20 protein-coding genes are annotated in these 17,775 nt (G+C 62.1%); 7 read left to right on the top strand and 13 right to left on the bottom strand.

What is annotated here, in order from left to right; translation table 11 throughout:
• Positions 1-4: 4 nt before the first annotated feature.
• The 7 genes from AC3WQS_RS25155 to mftA form a co-directional block, all read right to left on the bottom strand.
• On the bottom strand, positions 5-1,954 hold the full coding sequence (locus AC3WQS_RS25155) for a mycofactocin system FadH/OYE family oxidoreductase 2 (RefSeq protein WP_492712443.1): 1,950 nt from the start codon (positions 1,952-1,954) through the stop codon (positions 5-7).
• Positions 1,954-2,781, bottom strand: coding sequence for a mycofactocin-coupled SDR family oxidoreductase (locus tag AC3WQS_RS25150; RefSeq protein WP_003941966.1), 828 nt, complete (start codon positions 2,779-2,781; stop codon positions 1,954-1,956). Before AC3WQS_RS25150 ends, AC3WQS_RS25155 begins: the two co-directional genes overlap by 1 nt.
• A complete protein-coding gene (locus AC3WQS_RS25145; protein ID WP_492712442.1) occupies positions 2,778-4,709 on the bottom strand; it encodes a mycofactocin system FadH/OYE family oxidoreductase 1 in 1,932 nt (643 codons plus the stop codon). Before AC3WQS_RS25145 ends, AC3WQS_RS25150 begins: the two co-directional genes overlap by 4 nt.
• Positions 4,710-4,735: 26 nt before the next feature.
• Complete coding sequence (gene mftD / locus AC3WQS_RS25140; protein ID WP_336504876.1) at positions 4,736-5,914, bottom strand: pre-mycofactocin synthase MftD; 1,179 nt, start codon at positions 5,912-5,914, stop codon at positions 4,736-4,738.
• Positions 5,915-5,969: 55 nt separating this feature from the next.
• Positions 5,970-7,187 (bottom strand): mycofactocin radical SAM maturase, encoded by a 1,218-nt coding sequence (gene mftC / locus AC3WQS_RS25135; RefSeq protein WP_003942089.1) that lies wholly within the window; start codon positions 7,185-7,187, stop codon positions 5,970-5,972.
• A 76-nt stretch (positions 7,188-7,263) separates the two neighbouring features.
• The gene (mftB, locus tag AC3WQS_RS25130; protein ID WP_007728309.1) at positions 7,264-7,551 is read right to left on the bottom strand and encodes a mycofactocin biosynthesis chaperone MftB; all 288 of its coding nucleotides are present in this window, start codon (positions 7,549-7,551) and stop codon (positions 7,264-7,266) included.
• Entirely contained in the window at positions 7,536-7,631 is a 96-nt protein-coding gene (mftA, locus tag AC3WQS_RS25125) for a mycofactocin precursor MftA (RefSeq protein WP_063836238.1), read from the bottom strand. Before mftA ends, mftB begins: the two co-directional genes overlap by 16 nt.
• A 150-nt stretch (positions 7,632-7,781) precedes the next feature.
• Between mftA and mftR the strand changes: the two genes are divergently transcribed.
• Together mftR and mftM are read left to right on the top strand one after the other, a co-directional pair.
• Positions 7,782-8,381, top strand: a complete 600-nt coding sequence (gene mftR / locus AC3WQS_RS25120) for a mycofactocin system transcriptional regulator MftR (protein WP_019744253.1) — start codon at positions 7,782-7,784, stop codon at positions 8,379-8,381.
• 28 nt (positions 8,382-8,409) lie between these two features.
• Positions 8,410-9,243, top strand: coding sequence for a mycofactocin oligosaccharide methyltransferase MftM (gene mftM, locus AC3WQS_RS25115; protein WP_195791825.1), 834 nt, complete (start codon positions 8,410-8,412; stop codon positions 9,241-9,243).
• A 6-nt stretch (positions 9,244-9,249) separates the two neighbouring features.
• Here the strand turns inward: mftM and AC3WQS_RS25110 are convergent, their stop codons facing one another.
• Positions 9,250-9,453: a DUF4287 domain-containing protein gene (locus AC3WQS_RS25110; protein ID WP_007728313.1), complete on the bottom strand. Its 204-nt coding sequence runs from the start codon at positions 9,451-9,453 to the stop codon at positions 9,250-9,252.
• 142 nt (positions 9,454-9,595) lie between these two features.
• Between AC3WQS_RS25110 and AC3WQS_RS25105 the strand changes: the two genes are divergently transcribed.
• Positions 9,596-9,808: a TOBE domain-containing protein gene (locus tag AC3WQS_RS25105; RefSeq protein WP_003942061.1), complete on the top strand. Its 213-nt coding sequence runs from the start codon at positions 9,596-9,598 to the stop codon at positions 9,806-9,808.
• 16 nt (positions 9,809-9,824) lie between these two features.
• Here the strand turns inward: AC3WQS_RS25105 and AC3WQS_RS25100 are convergent, their stop codons facing one another.
• Positions 9,825-10,250 (bottom strand): DUF6314 family protein, encoded by a 426-nt coding sequence (locus AC3WQS_RS25100; protein ID WP_019744256.1) that lies wholly within the window; start codon positions 10,248-10,250, stop codon positions 9,825-9,827.
• Positions 10,251-10,354: 104 nt separating this feature from the next.
• Here AC3WQS_RS25100 and AC3WQS_RS25095 point away from each other — a divergent pair, with 104 nt between their 5' ends.
• Together AC3WQS_RS25095 and AC3WQS_RS25090 are read left to right on the top strand one after the other, a co-directional pair.
• Positions 10,355-10,831, top strand: a complete 477-nt coding sequence (locus AC3WQS_RS25095) for a MaoC/PaaZ C-terminal domain-containing protein (protein WP_029254883.1) — start codon at positions 10,355-10,357, stop codon at positions 10,829-10,831.
• A gap of 233 nt (positions 10,832-11,064) precedes the next feature.
• Complete coding sequence (locus AC3WQS_RS25090; protein WP_030535459.1) at positions 11,065-11,853, top strand: thioesterase family protein; 789 nt, start codon at positions 11,065-11,067, stop codon at positions 11,851-11,853.
• Between the two features lie 23 nt (positions 11,854-11,876).
• Here AC3WQS_RS25090 and AC3WQS_RS25085 read toward each other — a convergent pair whose 3' ends face one another.
• The gene (locus tag AC3WQS_RS25085; protein WP_492712441.1) at positions 11,877-13,547 is read right to left on the bottom strand and encodes an ABC transporter permease; all 1,671 of its coding nucleotides are present in this window, start codon (positions 13,545-13,547) and stop codon (positions 11,877-11,879) included.
• Positions 13,544-14,479, bottom strand: coding sequence for an ABC transporter ATP-binding protein (locus tag AC3WQS_RS25080; RefSeq protein ID WP_492712440.1), 936 nt, complete (start codon positions 14,477-14,479; stop codon positions 13,544-13,546). Before AC3WQS_RS25080 ends, AC3WQS_RS25085 begins: the two co-directional genes overlap by 4 nt.
• Before the next feature lie 68 nt (positions 14,480-14,547).
• Between AC3WQS_RS25080 and AC3WQS_RS25075 the strand changes: the two genes are divergently transcribed.
• Both AC3WQS_RS25075 and AC3WQS_RS25070 read left to right on the top strand, forming a co-directional pair.
• A complete protein-coding gene (locus AC3WQS_RS25075) occupies positions 14,548-15,042 on the top strand; it encodes a GbsR/MarR family transcriptional regulator (RefSeq protein WP_019744262.1) in 495 nt (164 codons plus the stop codon).
• A gap of 83 nt (positions 15,043-15,125) precedes the next feature.
• Complete coding sequence (locus AC3WQS_RS25070) at positions 15,126-15,665, top strand: RNA polymerase subunit sigma (RefSeq protein WP_041815731.1); 540 nt, start codon at positions 15,126-15,128, stop codon at positions 15,663-15,665.
• On the opposite strand, the gene AC3WQS_RS25065 is transcribed toward AC3WQS_RS25070, so the two are convergent.
• Together AC3WQS_RS25065 and AC3WQS_RS25060 are read right to left on the bottom strand one after the other, a co-directional pair.
• Complete coding sequence (locus tag AC3WQS_RS25065) at positions 15,662-16,345, bottom strand: MadR family response regulator transcription factor (protein ID WP_019744264.1); 684 nt, start codon at positions 16,343-16,345, stop codon at positions 15,662-15,664. The genes AC3WQS_RS25070 and AC3WQS_RS25065 overlap by 4 nt on opposite strands.
• Positions 16,342-17,733, bottom strand: coding sequence for a MadS family sensor histidine kinase (locus AC3WQS_RS25060; RefSeq protein WP_492712439.1), 1,392 nt, complete (start codon positions 17,731-17,733; stop codon positions 16,342-16,344). Before AC3WQS_RS25060 ends, AC3WQS_RS25065 begins: the two co-directional genes overlap by 4 nt.
• Positions 17,734-17,775 lie beyond the last annotated feature (42 nt).

Below are 17,775 nucleotides of genomic sequence, written 5' to 3'. Positions count from 1 at the left end.
CGACTTATATCGCCAACGCAGCCCGATGCCCCTCGATGACCGCTGCGTGCGAACGTCTCGGGGACAGGGCGTCACCGATGCGAAATATCTCGAAAGAACTTCCCTGCAAGGAGTTCCACAACTCGTCGACAGGTTCCTGCTGTGTCGCGAAGACCACCCAGTCGACCGCAACTTCCTCGACCACACCCGTCGGAAGGTGAACCAAGCTCACGAGCGGCGAGGCTCCAGTGCTCACCGAAGTCACCATCAGATCCGTCCGTTGCACGATCGACTTCTCGAACGCCCGGCGGTTCCACCCCTCGAAATCCAGGGTGACGCTCAGATCTTGGGCAACCACCATACCGTTGGTCGCGATCGTGACAGCGCAACCTCGATCAGCCAGGAATTCCGCCACCGACGTACCTTGATGGAATCCCAACTCGTCGTATACGAACACCGTTCCGCTCGGCAGAACCCTGCCGTCGAGAACGTCTCGAACACTTACGACACGCTCTGATCCACCCGCCCACGTTGGGCGCACGGGCCGCGCGCCGGTTGCGATCACTACCACGTCGGGCGCCTGTTCCTCCACAATCGCAAGGTCACCTCCAACACCCAGCTCGATCGTCACACCGCTTCGGCGACACTCCGATTCGAGATTTCGAACGAGGTCGGCGAGCTCACGGCGAATCGATACCACCGAGGCGGTAAGAATCTGTCCGCCAAGTCTTCGTTCACGCTCGAACAGCGTCACCGAATGACCTCGCTGGGCCGCGGTAGCTGCAGCTTGTAGACCGGCCGGGCCGCCACCAACTACCACCACCGTACGGCCCCGTCGCCGCGGCATCGGCAGTGGGACCGATTCCCGACCGGCGCGCGGATTTTCGGTGCACCCCAACCAACGCCCCAGACCCATCCGCCCGACGCATTCCTGGTTGCAGGACAGGCAGGTTCGCACCTGTGACGATTGACCGGCACGCGCCTTGTTCACAAAATCCGGATCGGCGATCTGCCCGCGAACTACGCCCACCAGATCGCATATACCGTCCTCGAGTGCAGCTTCGGCTTGCTCCGGCGTCTTGAAACGGCCGACTCCGACGACTGGAAGATCGACGACCTCCCTGATCGCAGACGGGACGAAGTTGGCGTAGCCGGTGGGTACAGCCATCGATGCTTCGACCAGATGCAGTGTTTCCGTGGCCATTCCGACGGTGGTGTTGATGTAGTCGACGTGACCGTCAGCTTCGATCAGTTGGGCGGTGGTTACCGCGTCGGACAGTTCGATGCCACCCCGCGTTCCTTCGTATCCACTCAGGCGCACACCGAGCACACGATCCGGGCCGATGGCCTTACGCAGTCCCCCGAGCACTTCGAGAAGGAAACGCGCACGATTCGCCACGCCCCCGCCGTAGCGATCGGTGCGCAGGTTGGTCGAGGGTGCGAGAAACGCGCGCACGATGGACGACTGCGACGCCTGCAATTCCACCCCGTCGAAGCCACCGGCGACGCAGTTGCGCGCAACAAGGGCGAACCCTGCGAGAATCTCGGCGATGTCCGCGTCGTCGACAGCTTTGGGCACCTCGCGGAACAACGGATCCGCAACGGCGCTCGGCGCCAACAGCGGCGATCGCGAATAGGTTCCAGCGCCCTGACCCCCATTGTGGTTGATCTGCGCGAGAATCGACGAACCATGTGCATGAACGGCGTCGGTGATCCGCCGGTATCCCTCGATCGCTTCCGGCCGATAGCCCGCAATCATCTTCTCGTACGGTCGATCCGAAGGATGCGTCGAGTGCTCCTCGGTGATGATCAGACCCGCACCGCCGCGTGCCCGCGCCTCGTAGTAGCTCGCGTGCCGCTCCGTCGGCAACCCGTTCTCCGCGTAATTGGTCAGGTGTGCGGAGAACACGACCCGATTGCGGAGTGTCAGGTTGCCCAGGCGCAGTGGCGCGAAGAGGCGCGGGTACGGCGTCATCAGACCTTGGAGTTTCCTTGATCGAGAGCGATATGACTTGCCGTGACGGTGCGTGAACCGTCACCCGCGAGCCACAGAACGGTATCGGCGATCTCGTCGGGTTCGGCGAACGCGATGTCCGAGAGGATCGGAGTGAAGTTGGGAAGGTACTGCGGAAACTTTGCAAATACCTCGAGCGCGCCCTGGTCGACCCCCATCGGCGTATTTACTCCGTAAGGGTGGATCGAGTTGACCCTGATCTTGTACTCCCCCAGTTCCTTTGCCGCGGCCTGCGTCAGACCGACGAGACCGAACTTGGCGCTCGCGTAGTGCGCCTGTCCGGGCAGCGCCTTGAGTCCGGCCACCGAACTGACCACGATGATCGATCCACCACGCCCACCTTCGATGATCGCCGGCACCGATGCCTTGAGGGTTTTCCAGACTCCGGTCAGGTTGATGTCGATCAGGGTTTCCCACTGCTCGTCCGACATTTCCCAGAATCGATTCCAGTTACAGACCCCGGCATTGGCGACCACGATGTCGAGGCGTCCGAACTGCTCGACACCGTCCTTGACCACCGCGGTGAGCGCTGCGCCGTCACGGACATCTACCTCGCGGGCGAGGATCTTCCCACCCTCCGCTTCAACCAGACGTATCGTCTCGGCAAAGTCCTCGGAAGTTGCTGCGTCGTAAGAATTGTCCGACGCCACCGACGCGCACACGTCGACTGCGATGATCGCTGCTCCCTCGCGCGCCATCTTGACCGCGTGCGCACGTCCTTGACCGCGCGCTGCGCCGGTGATGAAAGCAACGCGACCTTCGAGCGAACGAACTGAACCCTGTGTCATGAGATAGCCCTATCTGCAGAATTGAAACTCGTTCTAGTAGTAAACCCTGCAAAGCGCCCTTCGCGGATGGATTCGAGAACAGTTCTCGGGGCAACCGAGTCACCCACCTGGATGTCGGCCGCTTCCTTCAGCGTTTCGTTCGGCAGACGATGCGAGCAGTCGATCACCACTTCACACTCGAGCTGTGAGCGCTCGCGGGTATGGACGTGCTCGACGCAGACGACCCCTGAGGCGATTTCGATGACACGGGACGCGAGCACCCTGGTGACCCCGGCCTGCTGGATGCGCGTGTTGGCGCCGACCAGATCCCCACTCGCACCGAGCCTCGAACCGACGATGCTGTCCGGAGTCACAATCGAGGCGGAGACGCCCTGGGCCGCGAGTGCTTCTGCGAGCGCCACCGCGATCGGTCCACCGAGCGGATCGATCAGCGCGACCGGACCCGGCCCCACGGTGGTCAACTTCTCGAAGGCTTCCGACGCATCCAACCACCGAACCGAATCGTCGACCGGATACGTCGGCGGCCGCGCAGCGCTACCGGTGGCAAAAACAATCAGCTCGCCCCGACTACGTGCGTCACTCAGGTCCTGCGCCTCGACCGCCGCCCCGGTCCGCATCGTCACGCCGCTACGACGGCATTCGTCCTCGAGCCACTGTGCGAGGAGTGTGAACCGGCTGCGGCCGTCACCTCGCGCAAAAGTTCGGATCATGCCGCCGAACTGCGATGAACTCTCGACGAGTGTGACCGAGTGCCCCGCCACCGCCGAGATCCGCGCGGCTTCCATCCCGGCGGGGCCACCCCCCACGACCAGCACGGCTCCCGGTGCCGAAATCTGCTCTCGCTCATCGGGGTCCACCGTCTCGAAACCCGCGCTCGGATTCCCCACGCACGTCACGACCGGGTTGCGAGGATCACGCACGAGGCACGTCTGATTGCAGAGCACACACGGCCGTGGACGATCACCGCGCGCGGCTTTCACGACCAGGTCCGGGTCCGCGATCTGGGCCCTGGTCATCTCGACGAACTCGGCCACTTCCAGCGCTGCACGAGCGTCGGCAATGTCCACGACGCTCCCCTGCACGACAACCGGAATCGAGACCGCGGCCTTGATCTCACGGCACAGATCGAGGTTGAAGTTCGGCGGGCAGTGAAAGTCGGGTCGGTACCCCTCTGACGAATAGAGTCCGCCACGAACGACGACAAGGAGATCGAGTAGTGGCGACAGATCGCGTGCAAAACCGGCGGCGAGATCGGGTGTCAGTCCCGCCCATGGTGCTTCCTCGTCGCAGGACAACCGCAGGGAGACAACGTGGTCCGACCCGACTTCCTCGCGCACTGCCGAGATGATCTCGCGAACAAGGGCAACGCGATCAGTGCCGTATCGGTCTTGCCGAGTGTTGGTCAGACCCGAAAGGAACTGCCGCAAAATGCTTCGAGGACCGGCATCGAGTTCCACTCCGTCCATTCCCGAAGCGATGGCCATTGCCGACGCTTCACGAAAGCCGGCCATCAACTGGTCGATTTCCGGCTGCCCCATTGCCATCGGCAACTCACGCGTCACCGGGTCGGCCACTCTTGACGGTCCCCACAGCACCGATTGGGAGTATGCGCTCGATCCCTGCATGCCGGTATGACCGAGCCCGGCAACAACCAGCGTTCCGTACGGAGCACATGCGGCCGCGATCGACTGCCACCCCGGGCCGCACTCCGACGCCAGCGGTGCCCGCTCGTACGGCCAGTCGTTCTCCAATACCGAGGCCACTTCGGTGACGACGATTCCGGCTCCACCCTCGGCGCGGCGCTGGTAGTACGCACGGTGCCGATCGGAAAGTGATCTTCCCACAGCCAGATTGGTCTCATGCGGACCGAAAACAACCCTGGACCGGACGAAGCGTCCGGCCAGGGTTGTGTGTTCGTCGAGTGTCAACTCACAGCTCTATCGGAACCGCAATCTCAGCTGGCGCCCAGTGAGCGTGTGAAGCCTTCCGGGATCACCAGGTCTGCCGGGCTCAGTTCGGTGATGGACGAGTGGCCAAGGCCCATCAGCCCCGAGTCGATGCCCATCCGCATCAGGTCGAGCACGTTCTCGACACCGGCCTGGCCGTTTGCCGAGAGACCCCACAGGTAGGCGCGCCCGAGCATGACGGCCTTGGCTCCGAGTGCTAGCGCCTTGACGACGTCTCCGCCGCGTCGAATGCCGCCGTCGAGAACAACTTCCACCTGATCGCCCACGGCCTCGGCAATGCCCGGGAGCACGCGGATCGGCGCGGGGGTGCCGTCGAGGTTGTTACCACCGTGGTTGGAGACCGAGATAGCGGAGACACCGGCGTCGACAGCTCGCTTGGCGTCGTCGATGCGCATGATGCCCTTGAGCATGAACGGTCCACCCCACTGCTCACGAAGCCAGGCGATGTCTTCCCACGTCGGAAGCGGGGTCTGCATCCACTCGCCGTACGCACCGAAGAACGTCGGTGCCGGCTGGCCGGGAGCCGCGAGGTTCGGTGTTGTCAGGTCGGGGATCTTGCCGGTCTTGGCATACTCCAACAACCACTTCGGGCGCATGATGCCCTCGGGCGCGAACTGGAACATCGCCTTGAGGTCCATCTTCTCGGGGATGGCCGGGCTGCCCCAGTCGCGGCCGTACGAGAACGACCAGTCGGTGGTGACGATCAGGCCCTTGGCACCGGCAGCGCGAGCGCGCTCCATACGCTGCACGAGCACGTCGCGGCTGCCGACCCAATACATCTGGAAGAAGACCTGCGGGTTGGCCGCGGCAACTTCCTCGATGGACTTGCTGGCGAAAGAACTCAGTCCGATGGCTGTTCCCCGTGCTGCAGCCGCACGAGCTACCGCTACCTCACCGTCGGGGTGCACTGCCTGCACACCGGTCGGTGAAATCATGACTGGCATCGAAATGTCCTGGCCCATAATGGTGGTGGACATCTCGCGCTTGTCCGACAGTCCCGCAGCGTGAGGAGCGAAACCCAGTTCGCTGAATGCCGCGACGTTGTCGTCGACCGTCAGCCCTTTCTCGGATCCCGCCACCAACGCCGCGTACACGGACTTGGGCAACCTCTTCTTCGCACGGCGCTGTGCTTCTGCCACCGTCTCGAAGAAAGCATTCTTAGCCATTGAACTGACCTCTCTGGGGTGCAGCTTTCGCCGCACTGTCGGTATCGCGCAGTAGTTACTGCATTCCCGCAAGCGGGTTTTCGTCACAAATCTTGGCGGGCGGACGCATCATCAGTGTCAGTGGCACCGATGCACGTGGGGTCTTACGTTGACCGGAACGGGAGTGGTCGACGCTGGACTTCGGGACCTCTCCCGCCGACGCCAATGCCATTTCACCGTTACCGATGACGCATTCGGGGTCAGGTCCGTCCATCGGCAGTCCGGTGAAGAACTTGGCTGCCATGCAGCCACCCCGGCAGGAGTCGTAGTGATTGCACTTGCTGCAGGCGCCACCGGTCTGCGGCGAGCGCAGCTCCTCGAACAGGTCCGAGTGCTGCCAGACTTCCTGGAATCCACCGTCTTTCACGATGTTTCCGGCGAGGAACTGCTCGTGAATCGCGAACGGGCATGCGTACACGTCACCGACCGGGTCGATCAGGCACACGACGCGGCCCGCGCCACAGAGATTGAGACCGGGCAGTGCATCGCCGAACGCGGAGAGGTGGAAGAACGAGTCGCCCGTCAGGACGCCTTCGCCGTTGGCCACCAACCAGTTGTAGAGCTCACGCTGCTGCTCCGGGCGTGGGTGCAGGTCGTCCCACACGTCGGCGCCGCGGCCCGAAGGGCGCAGTCGAGTGATGCGCAGGGTCGCGTCGTACTTGTCCGCGAGAGCCTTGAACTCGTCGAGCTGACTGACGTTGTGCCGCGTGACGACCACCGAAATCTTGGCGTCCTTGAAGCCGGCTTCCTTCAGGTTCGCGAGAGCCCGCTCGGCCATTGCGAACGAACCAGGCCCGCGCACAGCGTCATTGACCTCAGCGGTGGCACCGTCGATGGAAATCTGCACGTCGACGTAGTCACTGGCCGCAAGCCGTGCCGCGACCTTCTTGTCGATCTTCACGCCGTTGGTGGAGAACTTCACGCCAACCTGGTGGTCCGTTGCGTAATCGACGAGCTCCCAGAAGTCGGAGCGTACCGTCGGCTCGCCGCCACCGATGTTGACGTAGAAGACCTGCATACGTTGCAGCTCGTCGATGATGGACTTGCACTGTTCGGTGCTCAGCTCGTTGGGGTCACGGCGACCCGACGACGAAAGGCAGTGCACGCAGGACAGGTTGCAGGCGTAGGTGAGTTCCCACGTCAGGCAGATGGGGGCGTCGAGTCCGAGTTCGAACTGATCGACGAGGCGACCCACCTTGGCGGGCGGAGAGGGCTGTTCAAGAACTGAGGTCATGGCTGTGTCCTCGCGAAGAAATGAAGCGGGCGAACGTGCAGAAGGGCTGTTCCGCACGTGGGGGCGAGCGTCTGGCTCAGACAGGCACGATCATGTGCGAATCGGCGAGAGTGCTCAGCGCGCGGGCATATTGGGGAGCCGCGTCATCTTCGATGCCTTGCGCACGTAGTGCGGACCTGACATCAGGATGGTCTGGCAACGCCTTGACCACCGCAACGATGGTCGTGTTCTTCAGGAACGACAGCTTGCGCGTTCCGAAGTGGTAGAGCAACGCCCCGAAAGGTTCGGGGCGAAGCGCTACCTGCGGGTGGAGTTTCCACCCCGCATCGAGATCCAAAGCAGACACGGTCAGTACACGCCGCACATGCCGTCGATGGAAACTTCCTCAACGAGGGACTCCTCGACGAGGTCGTTCTCGAGCGCCTTGTTGTCACGATCTGACATGGATTCCTCCTGCGGTCGCACTCCGTCTGGAAGTCTGTAGATCAGACTTCCAACCTGGGAGTTGGTGGTCACTAGTGGGACTTCACTGTGACTCGGTTCACCACTGTAATGGCATCGAGTGCAGAATGACACACATGGAGCGAAAAAAGTATGCGTAGCCGCAAGAAACCGTCCGCTCGGATAGGTCGTCGCCCCTCCACAACGAGGGAGGGAATCAGCACGATCGGCATCGAACTGTTCTCCACCGTCGGCTTCAACGAGGTGAGCGTCGACCAGATAGCCGACGCCGCCGGCATCGCGCGTCGGACTTTCTTTCGCTACTTTCCGTCCAAGAACGCCGTCCCCTGGGGCGACTTCGACGGACATCTCGACGAGATGCGCGAGCACCTGGATTCACTGCCCGCTGACATACCGTTGGTCGACGCACTCGAATCCGCATTGTTGACGTTCAACACCTTCCCACCGGAAGAGACTGCGGTACATCGCAAACGGATGGAATTGATCCTCGAAGTTCCGACGCTTCAGGCATACTCTGTGGTGATGTACGAAGGTTGGCGGCAGGTGGTCGCCGACTACGTCGCACGCCGAATGAATCTCGAGCCGACCGATCACGGCCCACGCACGGTCGGCTATCTTCTGCTCGGGGTCGCCATGTCGGCGTACGAACAGTGGCTCACCGACGATTCACTCGAGCTACCGGAACTCTTGAAAACAGGTACGCAGTCCTTGCGGACCGGCATCACCACCTGAGAAGCATCACCACCTGAGAAAGGCGATCATGTCCACCATCACGAACGAACCGGTCCTGGATTCACTGGCACCGTCGACGCCGGGCTTGTGGTCGTTCGGGCATGTCACCGTCGAACGTGTCGATTCCGGTCCGATCTCGCTCGATCGTCGAGGCGGCCGACTCCACGTCAGGCACTCCCTCACTCCCGCCGATCTGAGCGAGCGACTCGTAGCCGGAGTCACCTCGTCGATCCAGGACGCGGAGTTCGGTCAGGACGAATTCGAGTTGACGATGGTCGGACTGGTTCGGTCCACCGTGGACGGCGCTCTCGAATCCTGGACCACCTACTACCGGAACTCCCTTGCCGAACTACTGGACGGCACTGCAGATTTCGCGCCGATTCACGACAAAGCCGAAGAACTGGTTCGCGGTTCCGTACTCGATCTGGGTTCCTGCTTCGGTTTCCTGCCCCTGCGGCTCGCGCGCGCCGGAATGGACGTGACCGCCACGGACATCCTGCCCGGAACGATGATCCTGCTCGACGCGGTCGCCCCCGAACTCGGCATCACGATCGACACGGTGATCTGCGACGCGGGTGAAGTACCGGCACCGGACAACAGCGCCGACACCGTCACCGCGATTCATCTCCTCGAGCACGTCGACGACTCGGTCGGCGAAGCCGTGATCGCGCAGGCACTCCGAATCGCACGTCAACGGGTCGTCATAGCCGTCCCCTTCGAAGACGAAGCCACCGCGTGCCACGGCCACATCCGTACGTTCGATCTCGAGTCACTGCGTGCGGTCGGCCGGCAGACCGGTGTGCCGTTCGAGGTATTCGAGCATCACGGCGGCTGGTTGGTGCTGGACGCATCGGCCACCTGAAAAGAACTAACCTTCTTTCAGCGTATGGGCGACAAGTGCATTCGCGTGCCCATGCCCCATCCCGTGCTCCGACTTCAACCAATTCACCAATTCCATGTGCTTGGTGAGGTCTGAGCTTCTGATCAGCTCTTGCCACTCACCGATCGGCCGACCGTACTTCTTCTCGATCGACGGAAAATACGACGCCGGGCCTTTCACGGGTTCAGTCATGACCGGAATCTACCTCCACCGCCCGACAATATTCGCGCACCTGCGGTGCCCGCATGTCCGCACCTGCGGAATCGCTGGGTAGATACGCGACCATCGGATTATGGTCGAAGTACACCCACCCCAGAGCACAGGAGTTTCAGAGATGCGACTGTCCACACGAAATCAACTCACCGGCACCATCACCGAGGTCAACCTCGGCACCGTCATGGCAACGGTCAAGGTGAAGTTGGACGGCGGCAACCAGATCGTGACTTCGTCGATCACCCGCGATGCCGCACTGGATCTCGACCTCGAACCAGGCCAAGCTGCAACGGTATTCGTGAAGTCCACCGAGGTGACGATCGGCGTCGAATAACTGGTGATCGCTGCGATCAGGGCCGGGTGAGATGCGTGGTCATCGTGTAGTTCTTGCTCGGCCCCGTCACGGTCCAGACGACCGCCCAAGCCGATCCATCTACTGCAGTGACGTCGATTCGCCCGCGGTAGGTGTCCGCACCGCACAGGTGCTCGACTTCCTCCCCCGGCGCCCAGTCGTGGAACTCTCTGCCGTCTTCGAATGTCACGGCCCATTCGAGGCCGCGCTTTGCAATGAACAGAGTGCGGAACACTGGCAATTCCAGATCGCCGTCACGCAGAGTGCCACTCTCGTACCAGCGCATCCGACCGTCACCGGCGTCGGAGATAGTGGTCTCGCCGAAGACATGCTTGGTGGAACCGGAAAGGCGGTCGACGATGTCGCGCTCGAAGTGCCACGTTCCTGCCAGCGCCCTCGGCTCGATCTTCGCGTCGTCAACCATGTGACGATTCTAGTGACCCTGGACAAGGACTTGCGAAGGGGCCGAACGCACTGCGGGGAGTATGTTCCGAGTACATCCGGAACACGCAGGAGATTCACACAGACATGAACGATTCGGCCGCCCTTCACCAACGCACAGTGTTCGCAGAAGATCTCGAGATCGGCCAAGTGATCCCATTGGGCTCGTATTCGGTGACCGAAGAGGAGATCGTCGAGTTCGCAACCCAGTGGGATCCCCAGTGGTTTCACATCGACAAGGAAGCCGCCGGGTCCGGGGTCTTCGGCGGGTTGATCGCCAGCGGGCTGCACACCCTGTCGATCTGCCAGAAGTTGGTGGTCGCCAGTCTCTACGACCAGTGGAACGTGATCGCCGGAAAGTCCATGCGCGACGTGAGCTTCCTACGTCCACTTCGCCCCGGTGACACCCTGAGCGGAAAGGTCACCGTCGACAACGTCGTGTTCGACAATCGCGCGCGGGGATTGGTCACCATCACAGCGAAATTGGTCGATGCAGACGGCAATCGCGTTCTCGACGTAGTCACTGACGCCTACCTGCACTGTCGCCCGACTCGCGGACAGTGAATTATCGGTAAATTCCGCACCGCATTGTCTGAATTGCCGTACTTTCAGTGACGTTGCGACGCAACAGTACCCATCCCCGCAAACAGGAGTTCCTCACACATGAGCAGCCTCGGCGAGATCAATCCTCTCGGCATTCTTCAGATCCTCATCTACATGCTCTTCGGTGGGTCGTCCAGCACTCCCGAGTAGACCCTAGCTTGCCATAGCCATAGTCAGCATCTAGGGTGCTGACTATGGCAATTAATAGTCAGGCGTCCGCGACGGTAGCGCCGTCGACCGACGCAGCGTGTCATCACACCGAATTCGACTCCAGCTGGCGGAGTTTCGACGGCATTCAGGGCGGACTCGCCGTTGCACGGATGCTGCGAGTGGCTGCCGACGCGTCCGGAGCCGAACCTCTGGCAGTCACGGCGCACCTGGACCGCCCCGTCCCTCCGGGGCCGGCCGAGCTGACTGTCGACGATATGCGGGGCGGGCGGACCGTCAGTTGCCACGTCACGCTGACCGGTTCGGGATCCGCTCTCGTTCGGCTAGCCCGCGACACAGGAGGCACAACGATGTCCGCCCCTGTCGCCGAACCGACTCCGGCCGACCCGTCAACCCTGCCGCCGCTGGAGATCCCGGTGGATTTTGTGCCGTTCTCCCAGCACCTCGACATCCGGCCGATCAATTCCGCGAGGCCGTTCGCCGGTGGCGACGCCCCGGAATTCGACGTCTGGATCCGATTGCTCACAGACCTCGATTTCACGGCCCAAGAGCGCGCCGCGGTCCTTCTCGACGCGCTTCCGCCCGGATTGTTCGCAACACTGACGATGCCCGTGGCTATACCCACTATCGAGTTCACCGCGCATTTCACACCGGAGCACCTCACGGCAGATCCAAGAACACTGTCACCGTGGTATCGCCTACGCCACGGGACCGCCTGGGCGACAGACACTCTCTGTGTTGACGAATCCGAACTATTCGACTCGACCGGACGGCTCGCTGCTCGGGCTCGCCAGCTTCGTCGAATTCTGGGTTGAACTCCCAATTGAGTTCAGCCCTACTACCCCTGGAGGTCGCGACGACGGAACGCAACAAGCGATGCTGTCGAAAGCACTACTGCCACAACGATCATTGCCAGCAGCGGTAGAACTGTCACTGGCTCGGCGGGGGCACCCGGCACGTGGGTGAAGGGTGACAGATCCAGCACTAACTGTGGAAGCTTCAGCAACGTTCCGAGTTGCCCGAGCACGATGCATGCCGCCAAGATTCCCCAGGAGAGCGCCGACGCGTACGTCGGAAACAGTCCGAAAGCCAACGACACCAACCCCACGACTACAAGCACCGCGGGTAGATAGGCCAAGGCGGCGCCGGTCATCCGGAGTGTGTTGCCGCCGACGTCATCCGTGACGAGCCCGAAGGCAAATCCGGTGAAGGCACCCATCAAGACGTGCGCGAGGATCACCCCACCCACAACCACACCCAGGTGGGAAAGCATCCACCTCCACCGCGACAAAGAGGTTGCCAGCAACGGTTCGAGCCGTCCCGATGTTTCCTCACCCCGCATCCGGAGAAGACTCTGGACCGAATATGCCGCGATGACAATCGAGGTGAGACCGAGCGCAGTGGCCAAGTACGAATCCACCAGATCCGTACCGCCGCCACCAAGTTTCTCGAACATCTCCGCGGTCTGCTGCGACGATCCCACCATCGCGTCGATCTCGTTGCCCACAGCGCCGTAGGCGAACCCGAGAATGACAACGGCAAAGATCCACCAGAACATCGTCATTCGCTGCATGCGCCACGCCAGGCCCCAAGCCGACGGCAACCACGATGCTGCGGTCGGCGGGCCGGGCCGGGGCTGCACGAGCCCCGCTCCCTGATCACGATGGCCGATGAGAACAAACGCCACCACCACGTGCACAACCGCAAATCCGATCAGCAACAGCAGGATCCACCAGGCGTCGTCGTCGAAAGGTCTGATCTGTTGCGCCCATCCGATCGGCGAAAGCCACGACAACCAACCGCTCACCACGCGAGTTCCGTCGTCGACGACCGTACTGTTCACGTCGCCGATCGCGCGCAGCATGAAGGCCACACCGATCGCGGCACCCGCCAGACCGTTGGCCGTACGAGCACCGTCGGTGATCTGCGCAGTCACCGCCGCCACGCCGGCAAACGCGATTCCGGCCCCACCTATCGAGGCACCCAACGCGAGCGAACCAAACACCGGCAAACCGACGGCGATCGATCCCAGCGCAATTCCCAATGTCAGAACCAGGTTTGCACCGACCGTGACAATCAGTGCGGACGTCAGAAGCGCTCGCCGACCCACCACCGCAGCACCGATCATCTCGGCACGGCCGGTCTCCTCGTTCTGTCGTGTATGACGAACCACCGCAAGGGTGCTCATCAATGCCGCCACCAACGCGAACACGAGCACCGACTGACTGGCGACTATCGCGCCCTGCGAATCGCCGGACACGATTCCGTTGGTCGCCAGCGCCACCGGCGATACCGCGGAACTGACTGCGATGTTTCGTAATTCCTCGGGTGTCGAGTACAGCCCGGTCACACTGGCGACGACGAGCAGCATGAACAGGACGATCGAGATGACCCACACGGAAAGCTGAATTCGGTCCCGTCGCAAAGCCAACCGGACCAGTCGGCGCGTGCCGGTGAATTGACTTGCCGAGGCCGGTACCGGTGGAGCGGCCTCGACAACAACGGTCATGGCCGCACACCGGTCTCGGCTCGCAGGTGGACCGAAGTCTCCCTGGCGCGCTCGTCACCGTAATGACGCAAGAAGAGTTCTTCGAGTGTCGGCGGAGTGGAAGTGAGCGCCACGATTCCGAATCCGACCAAGTACGTCATGAGTGGTCCGAGTTGCGCGCTGTCAACTTCGCAGGTGACATGGTTACCGTCGATCACCGCGTCGTGGACACCGCCGAGCCCGTCGAGTCCGCCGATCTGGCGCTGTGTCTCCGCCGAGATGGACGTGCGCGTGAGATGCCTGAGTTCGGACAGCGTTCCCTCTTCCACCGTCCGCCCGTCGCGGATGATGCTCACGCGATCGCACAGCGCTTCGACCTCGGCGAGGATATGGCTCGACAGCAGGACCGTCTTTCCGGCGTGAGCCACCTCCTCGACGCAGTCCTGAAACACCGCTTCCATCAACGGGTCGAGCCCCGATGTCGGTTCGTCGAGTACGTAAAGGTCGACGTCGGACGAAAACGCCGCCACGAGTGCAACCTTCTGCCGATTACCTTTCGAGTACGTCCGCGCCTTCTTGGTCGGGTCAAGTTCGAAGCGATCGAGCAACTCGCTGCGGCGTTTTCGGTCCAAGCCACCGCGCAGACCCGCCAACAGATCGATAGCCTCCCCGCCGGTGAGGTTGGGCCACAGATTCACGTCGCCAGGCACGCAAGCGAGACGTCGATGCAAGGTAACAGCGTCTCGCCACGGATCGCCGCCGAGAACAGTTGCGTCTCCGGAGTCCGAGCGGAGCAGGCCGAGGAGCACCCGAATAGTGGTCGACTTTCCAGAGCCGTTCGGTCCCAGGAATCCGTGCACTTCACCCGCTGAGACTTCGAGGTCGAGGCCGTCCAGCGCGCGGGTGGTACCGAAGGTCTTGACGAGGCTTTTCACTGAAATTGCCGCACCCATGAATTTGACCGTACGCCGATTTCACAAATGTGTGAAGATAGAAAAGAAGAAAAGATCGAAGGGTTCCGATGACCGACACCAGCCACACCGTTGCACCGGACGAGAGCCGACATTTTGTCGAACGACTCTCACTCGTTCTGAGCGACATGGGTTTTCCGCCGATGCCTGCCCGCGTGTGGGCCGCGTTGATGACCAGCGAGACACCCTCGTCCACGCCAGGAGATCTCGGATCCCGATTGGGAGTGAGCCCCGCCGCCATTTCCGGAGCAGTCAGATACCTCCAGCAAGTCGGATTGATCGAGCGAGTGGCCGTCCCCGGATCGAGGCGTCAGCACTACTGCGTCAGCGTCGACATGTGGGCCGACGCGTTTGTCACGAAACAATCGTCCCTCTACCAGGTCTCGGCAGTTGCGGACGAGGGCATTCGGGTCCTCGGTGAAGGCACTACGGCCGGCGATCGTATGGAAGATCTGCGCGACTTCTTCGACTTCATGGCCGCGGAAATGCCGCGCATGCTCGCGGACTGGCGCTCCCAGCGAAAAGACCGGACACCTGGAAGGTAACTTCAGGTTTACCCGCATTTTCGGTGGGGTACCTCAATTCTCGTTCCAGCATGATGAGGTGCGCTGTACCCGAGGAGTTGTTGATGAAGCTGTCGATCAGGGGCGCGAAGACTTCACCGACGCCACCCTCCGCACGAACCGCTTCACCCGAAACCTGTGAACAATCGATTTCCTTGAACCGCAACGCCGCCGGGGCATTCGCCGGCGATCATCACGCACTGTCGAAACTCCTGGCCCGATTGCACCCTCGCGTCGTTCTCTACTATCGCGCCAGGCTTCTCGGGACGCCTGTCGCAACATTCGCCGACGATCTCGCCCATCAATGCACCCTGGACGTCGTCACACGAATGTCCGAAACGATCTCGGCCGACACACGCATCGAGAACTTCGCCTACGAGTTGGCCTCGCAACGGATTGCGTCAATTCCCCAGTCACGCAACATCGACGGACAATTCAAACGCCCACGTCGCCTCACCGACGACCAACGTGAGGTCCTGGTATTGCGAATCGCAGTGGGTCTGACTGCCGAGATGACCGCGTCGACTCTGCGCACAACTCGATCGAGCGTGCTCCTCGTACAGCATCAGGCGCTGCGCGCCTGGGCGGTCTCCGAGCGGAGCTAGATCAGACCTTGCTTACTCGCGGCGTAGACGGCCTCTGCTCGCCGACTCACCTCGAGTTTGCGCATGATGTTGCTGACGTGGAACTTGACCGTGGTCGGCGAGATGAACAATCGCTCACCGATCTTGATGTTGGACAAGCCGTTTGCGAGCAGTCTCAGTACTTCGAGTTCACGATCGGTCAGTCGTTCTTTGGATGACGACTGCCCGTTGAGCGATCGGACGACAGCCGATGCGCTGCGAGAATCGAACGCACTCTCACCCCGCGAGACAGCCCTGATCGCACGCACCAATTCGGTGGTGTCGACGTCTTTGACGACATAGCCGCGAGCACCCGCGTGTACCGCTCGCACCACCAGTTGATCGTCGAGAAAGGTGGTGAGAACCAACAGTCCGAGCCCGGGATGCGCCGTAGACAACTGGCCACAAAGGGTCAGTCCCTCGTAGTCGGAACTGGCGGAGAGTTTCAGATCCATCAAGACGATGTCCGGGCCCACCTTGTCGACCACGGCAAGCGCCTCGGCGAGAGACGAAGCCTCCCCCACGATCTCGAGGTCGCTTTCGCGCTCGAGAACCGAGCGGAGCCCTTGCCGCAAAATTGCATGGTCGTCGACCAGGACGATTCGAACCAATCCCTGAACCGGCGATGCTCCGCGGGTGATGACGGGACGCGCAGTGGTCATGATTCCTCGCTCTCGATTTCAGTGGTGGAGCAAAGATTGTCGACATCCGCCTGGAGCGGAAGTGCCTGTGGCAGTGGTAGTGGCAGTCGCACGAGAATCTGAATTCCACCGATCCGCGCGCGCCGAACTTCGAGCGCACCACCCAACTCGAGAGTTCGTGTCTGCATGTTCGCCAGTCCGCGATGACGGCCGTCGACGTCGTTGGTGGCTGCGAGTTTGAGGATCAGACGCATCCGCGCAGGGTCGCCGTCACCGTCGTCGGAAACCGACAGCAGCACCGTATCCGCTCGATAGGTCAACCGCAGGACCGCTCGACTCGCATGGGCATGCACCGCAACATTGAACAGTGCCTCCCCCGCGATCCGCAGAAGAGCGTGTTCGGCATCGCCTGGAAGCTCGGTCGGGGTGCCGCCGACGCGAACGCTGACCGCCAACTCGTCCGGCATGTGAACCACGCCGAGCTGCTCGAGCATCTCGGGCAGCGACGTCCGGTCCACGTCCGAGGAATGATTGAGCGCGTAGATCGCCGAGCGAAGCTGCTCGACCGCCCGCCTGGTCAAATCCTTTGCCAAGTCCAGTCTTTCACTGCGTTCCGCCTCCGGGATGTCGCTCCGGCAGACCTCGATCTGCATGCCGGCCGACAACACCGCCTGTGTCACGCTGTCGTGAAGTTCGCGGGCGATCCGGTGCCGTTCGTCGTCGACCACCTGGTGCCGGTGAGCCACTCCGAGTTGACGCTGCGTGGACTCCAATTCACTGTTGCGCACCGCAAGGTCGGCTGCAGTGCGATTGGCCTCCGCATATGCGTCTTCGGCTCGTTCGAGCAGTAGTTGTCCGCGCTGGTAGAGCGCCGAGTTCTGCAGGGCCACAGCAGTCTGGCTGGCCAGAATGCTGAGCACGGCTCCGTCCGTCGTATCGAGTGTCCGGTTGGCCGGCGTCCATGCCGCAAAGGCGCCGACCACACCGCCGCCGAGCACGATCGGCACAAACGCGTAGTGAGCGTCGATCACCGAGTTTGATTCGATTCTTCCGCACCGGATGTCGTCGAGGCATTCGACGACATCCTCCGGAAGTGGTGGCCCCTCCACGTTGTCCACCAGAAAAGGGGTGGCGTCCGGGCCGAGAACCAATCGCCGTGGTCCGGCGTCGGGCAATGTTCCGTCGGCCAAGGCGAAGACTATCCAGTTGGCACTCAGATGAGCACGGGCGGCTTCCGCGACCGCGCAGACGAGGGTTTCCGGCCCCTCGACGGTCCGCACCAAAGCCCGCGAGATCAATTCCAACGCATGTACGACGCGTTCGAGACGCTCGGCAGCGCCGCGGTACTGCGGATAAAACGAACTCTTACCCGAACGTAAACCGGTGAGCCGCGACAGGTCCGCGGTCATCGTCTGCACCGCTTCACCCTGCACCGCATCACACTGTCCCTC

The sequence above is a fragment of the Rhodococcus sp. FW305-130 genome, assembly GCF_058788335.1.
The sequence above is the reverse complement of the archived record's forward strand: the minus strand, read 5'-3'. Positions and strand labels throughout refer to the sequence as shown.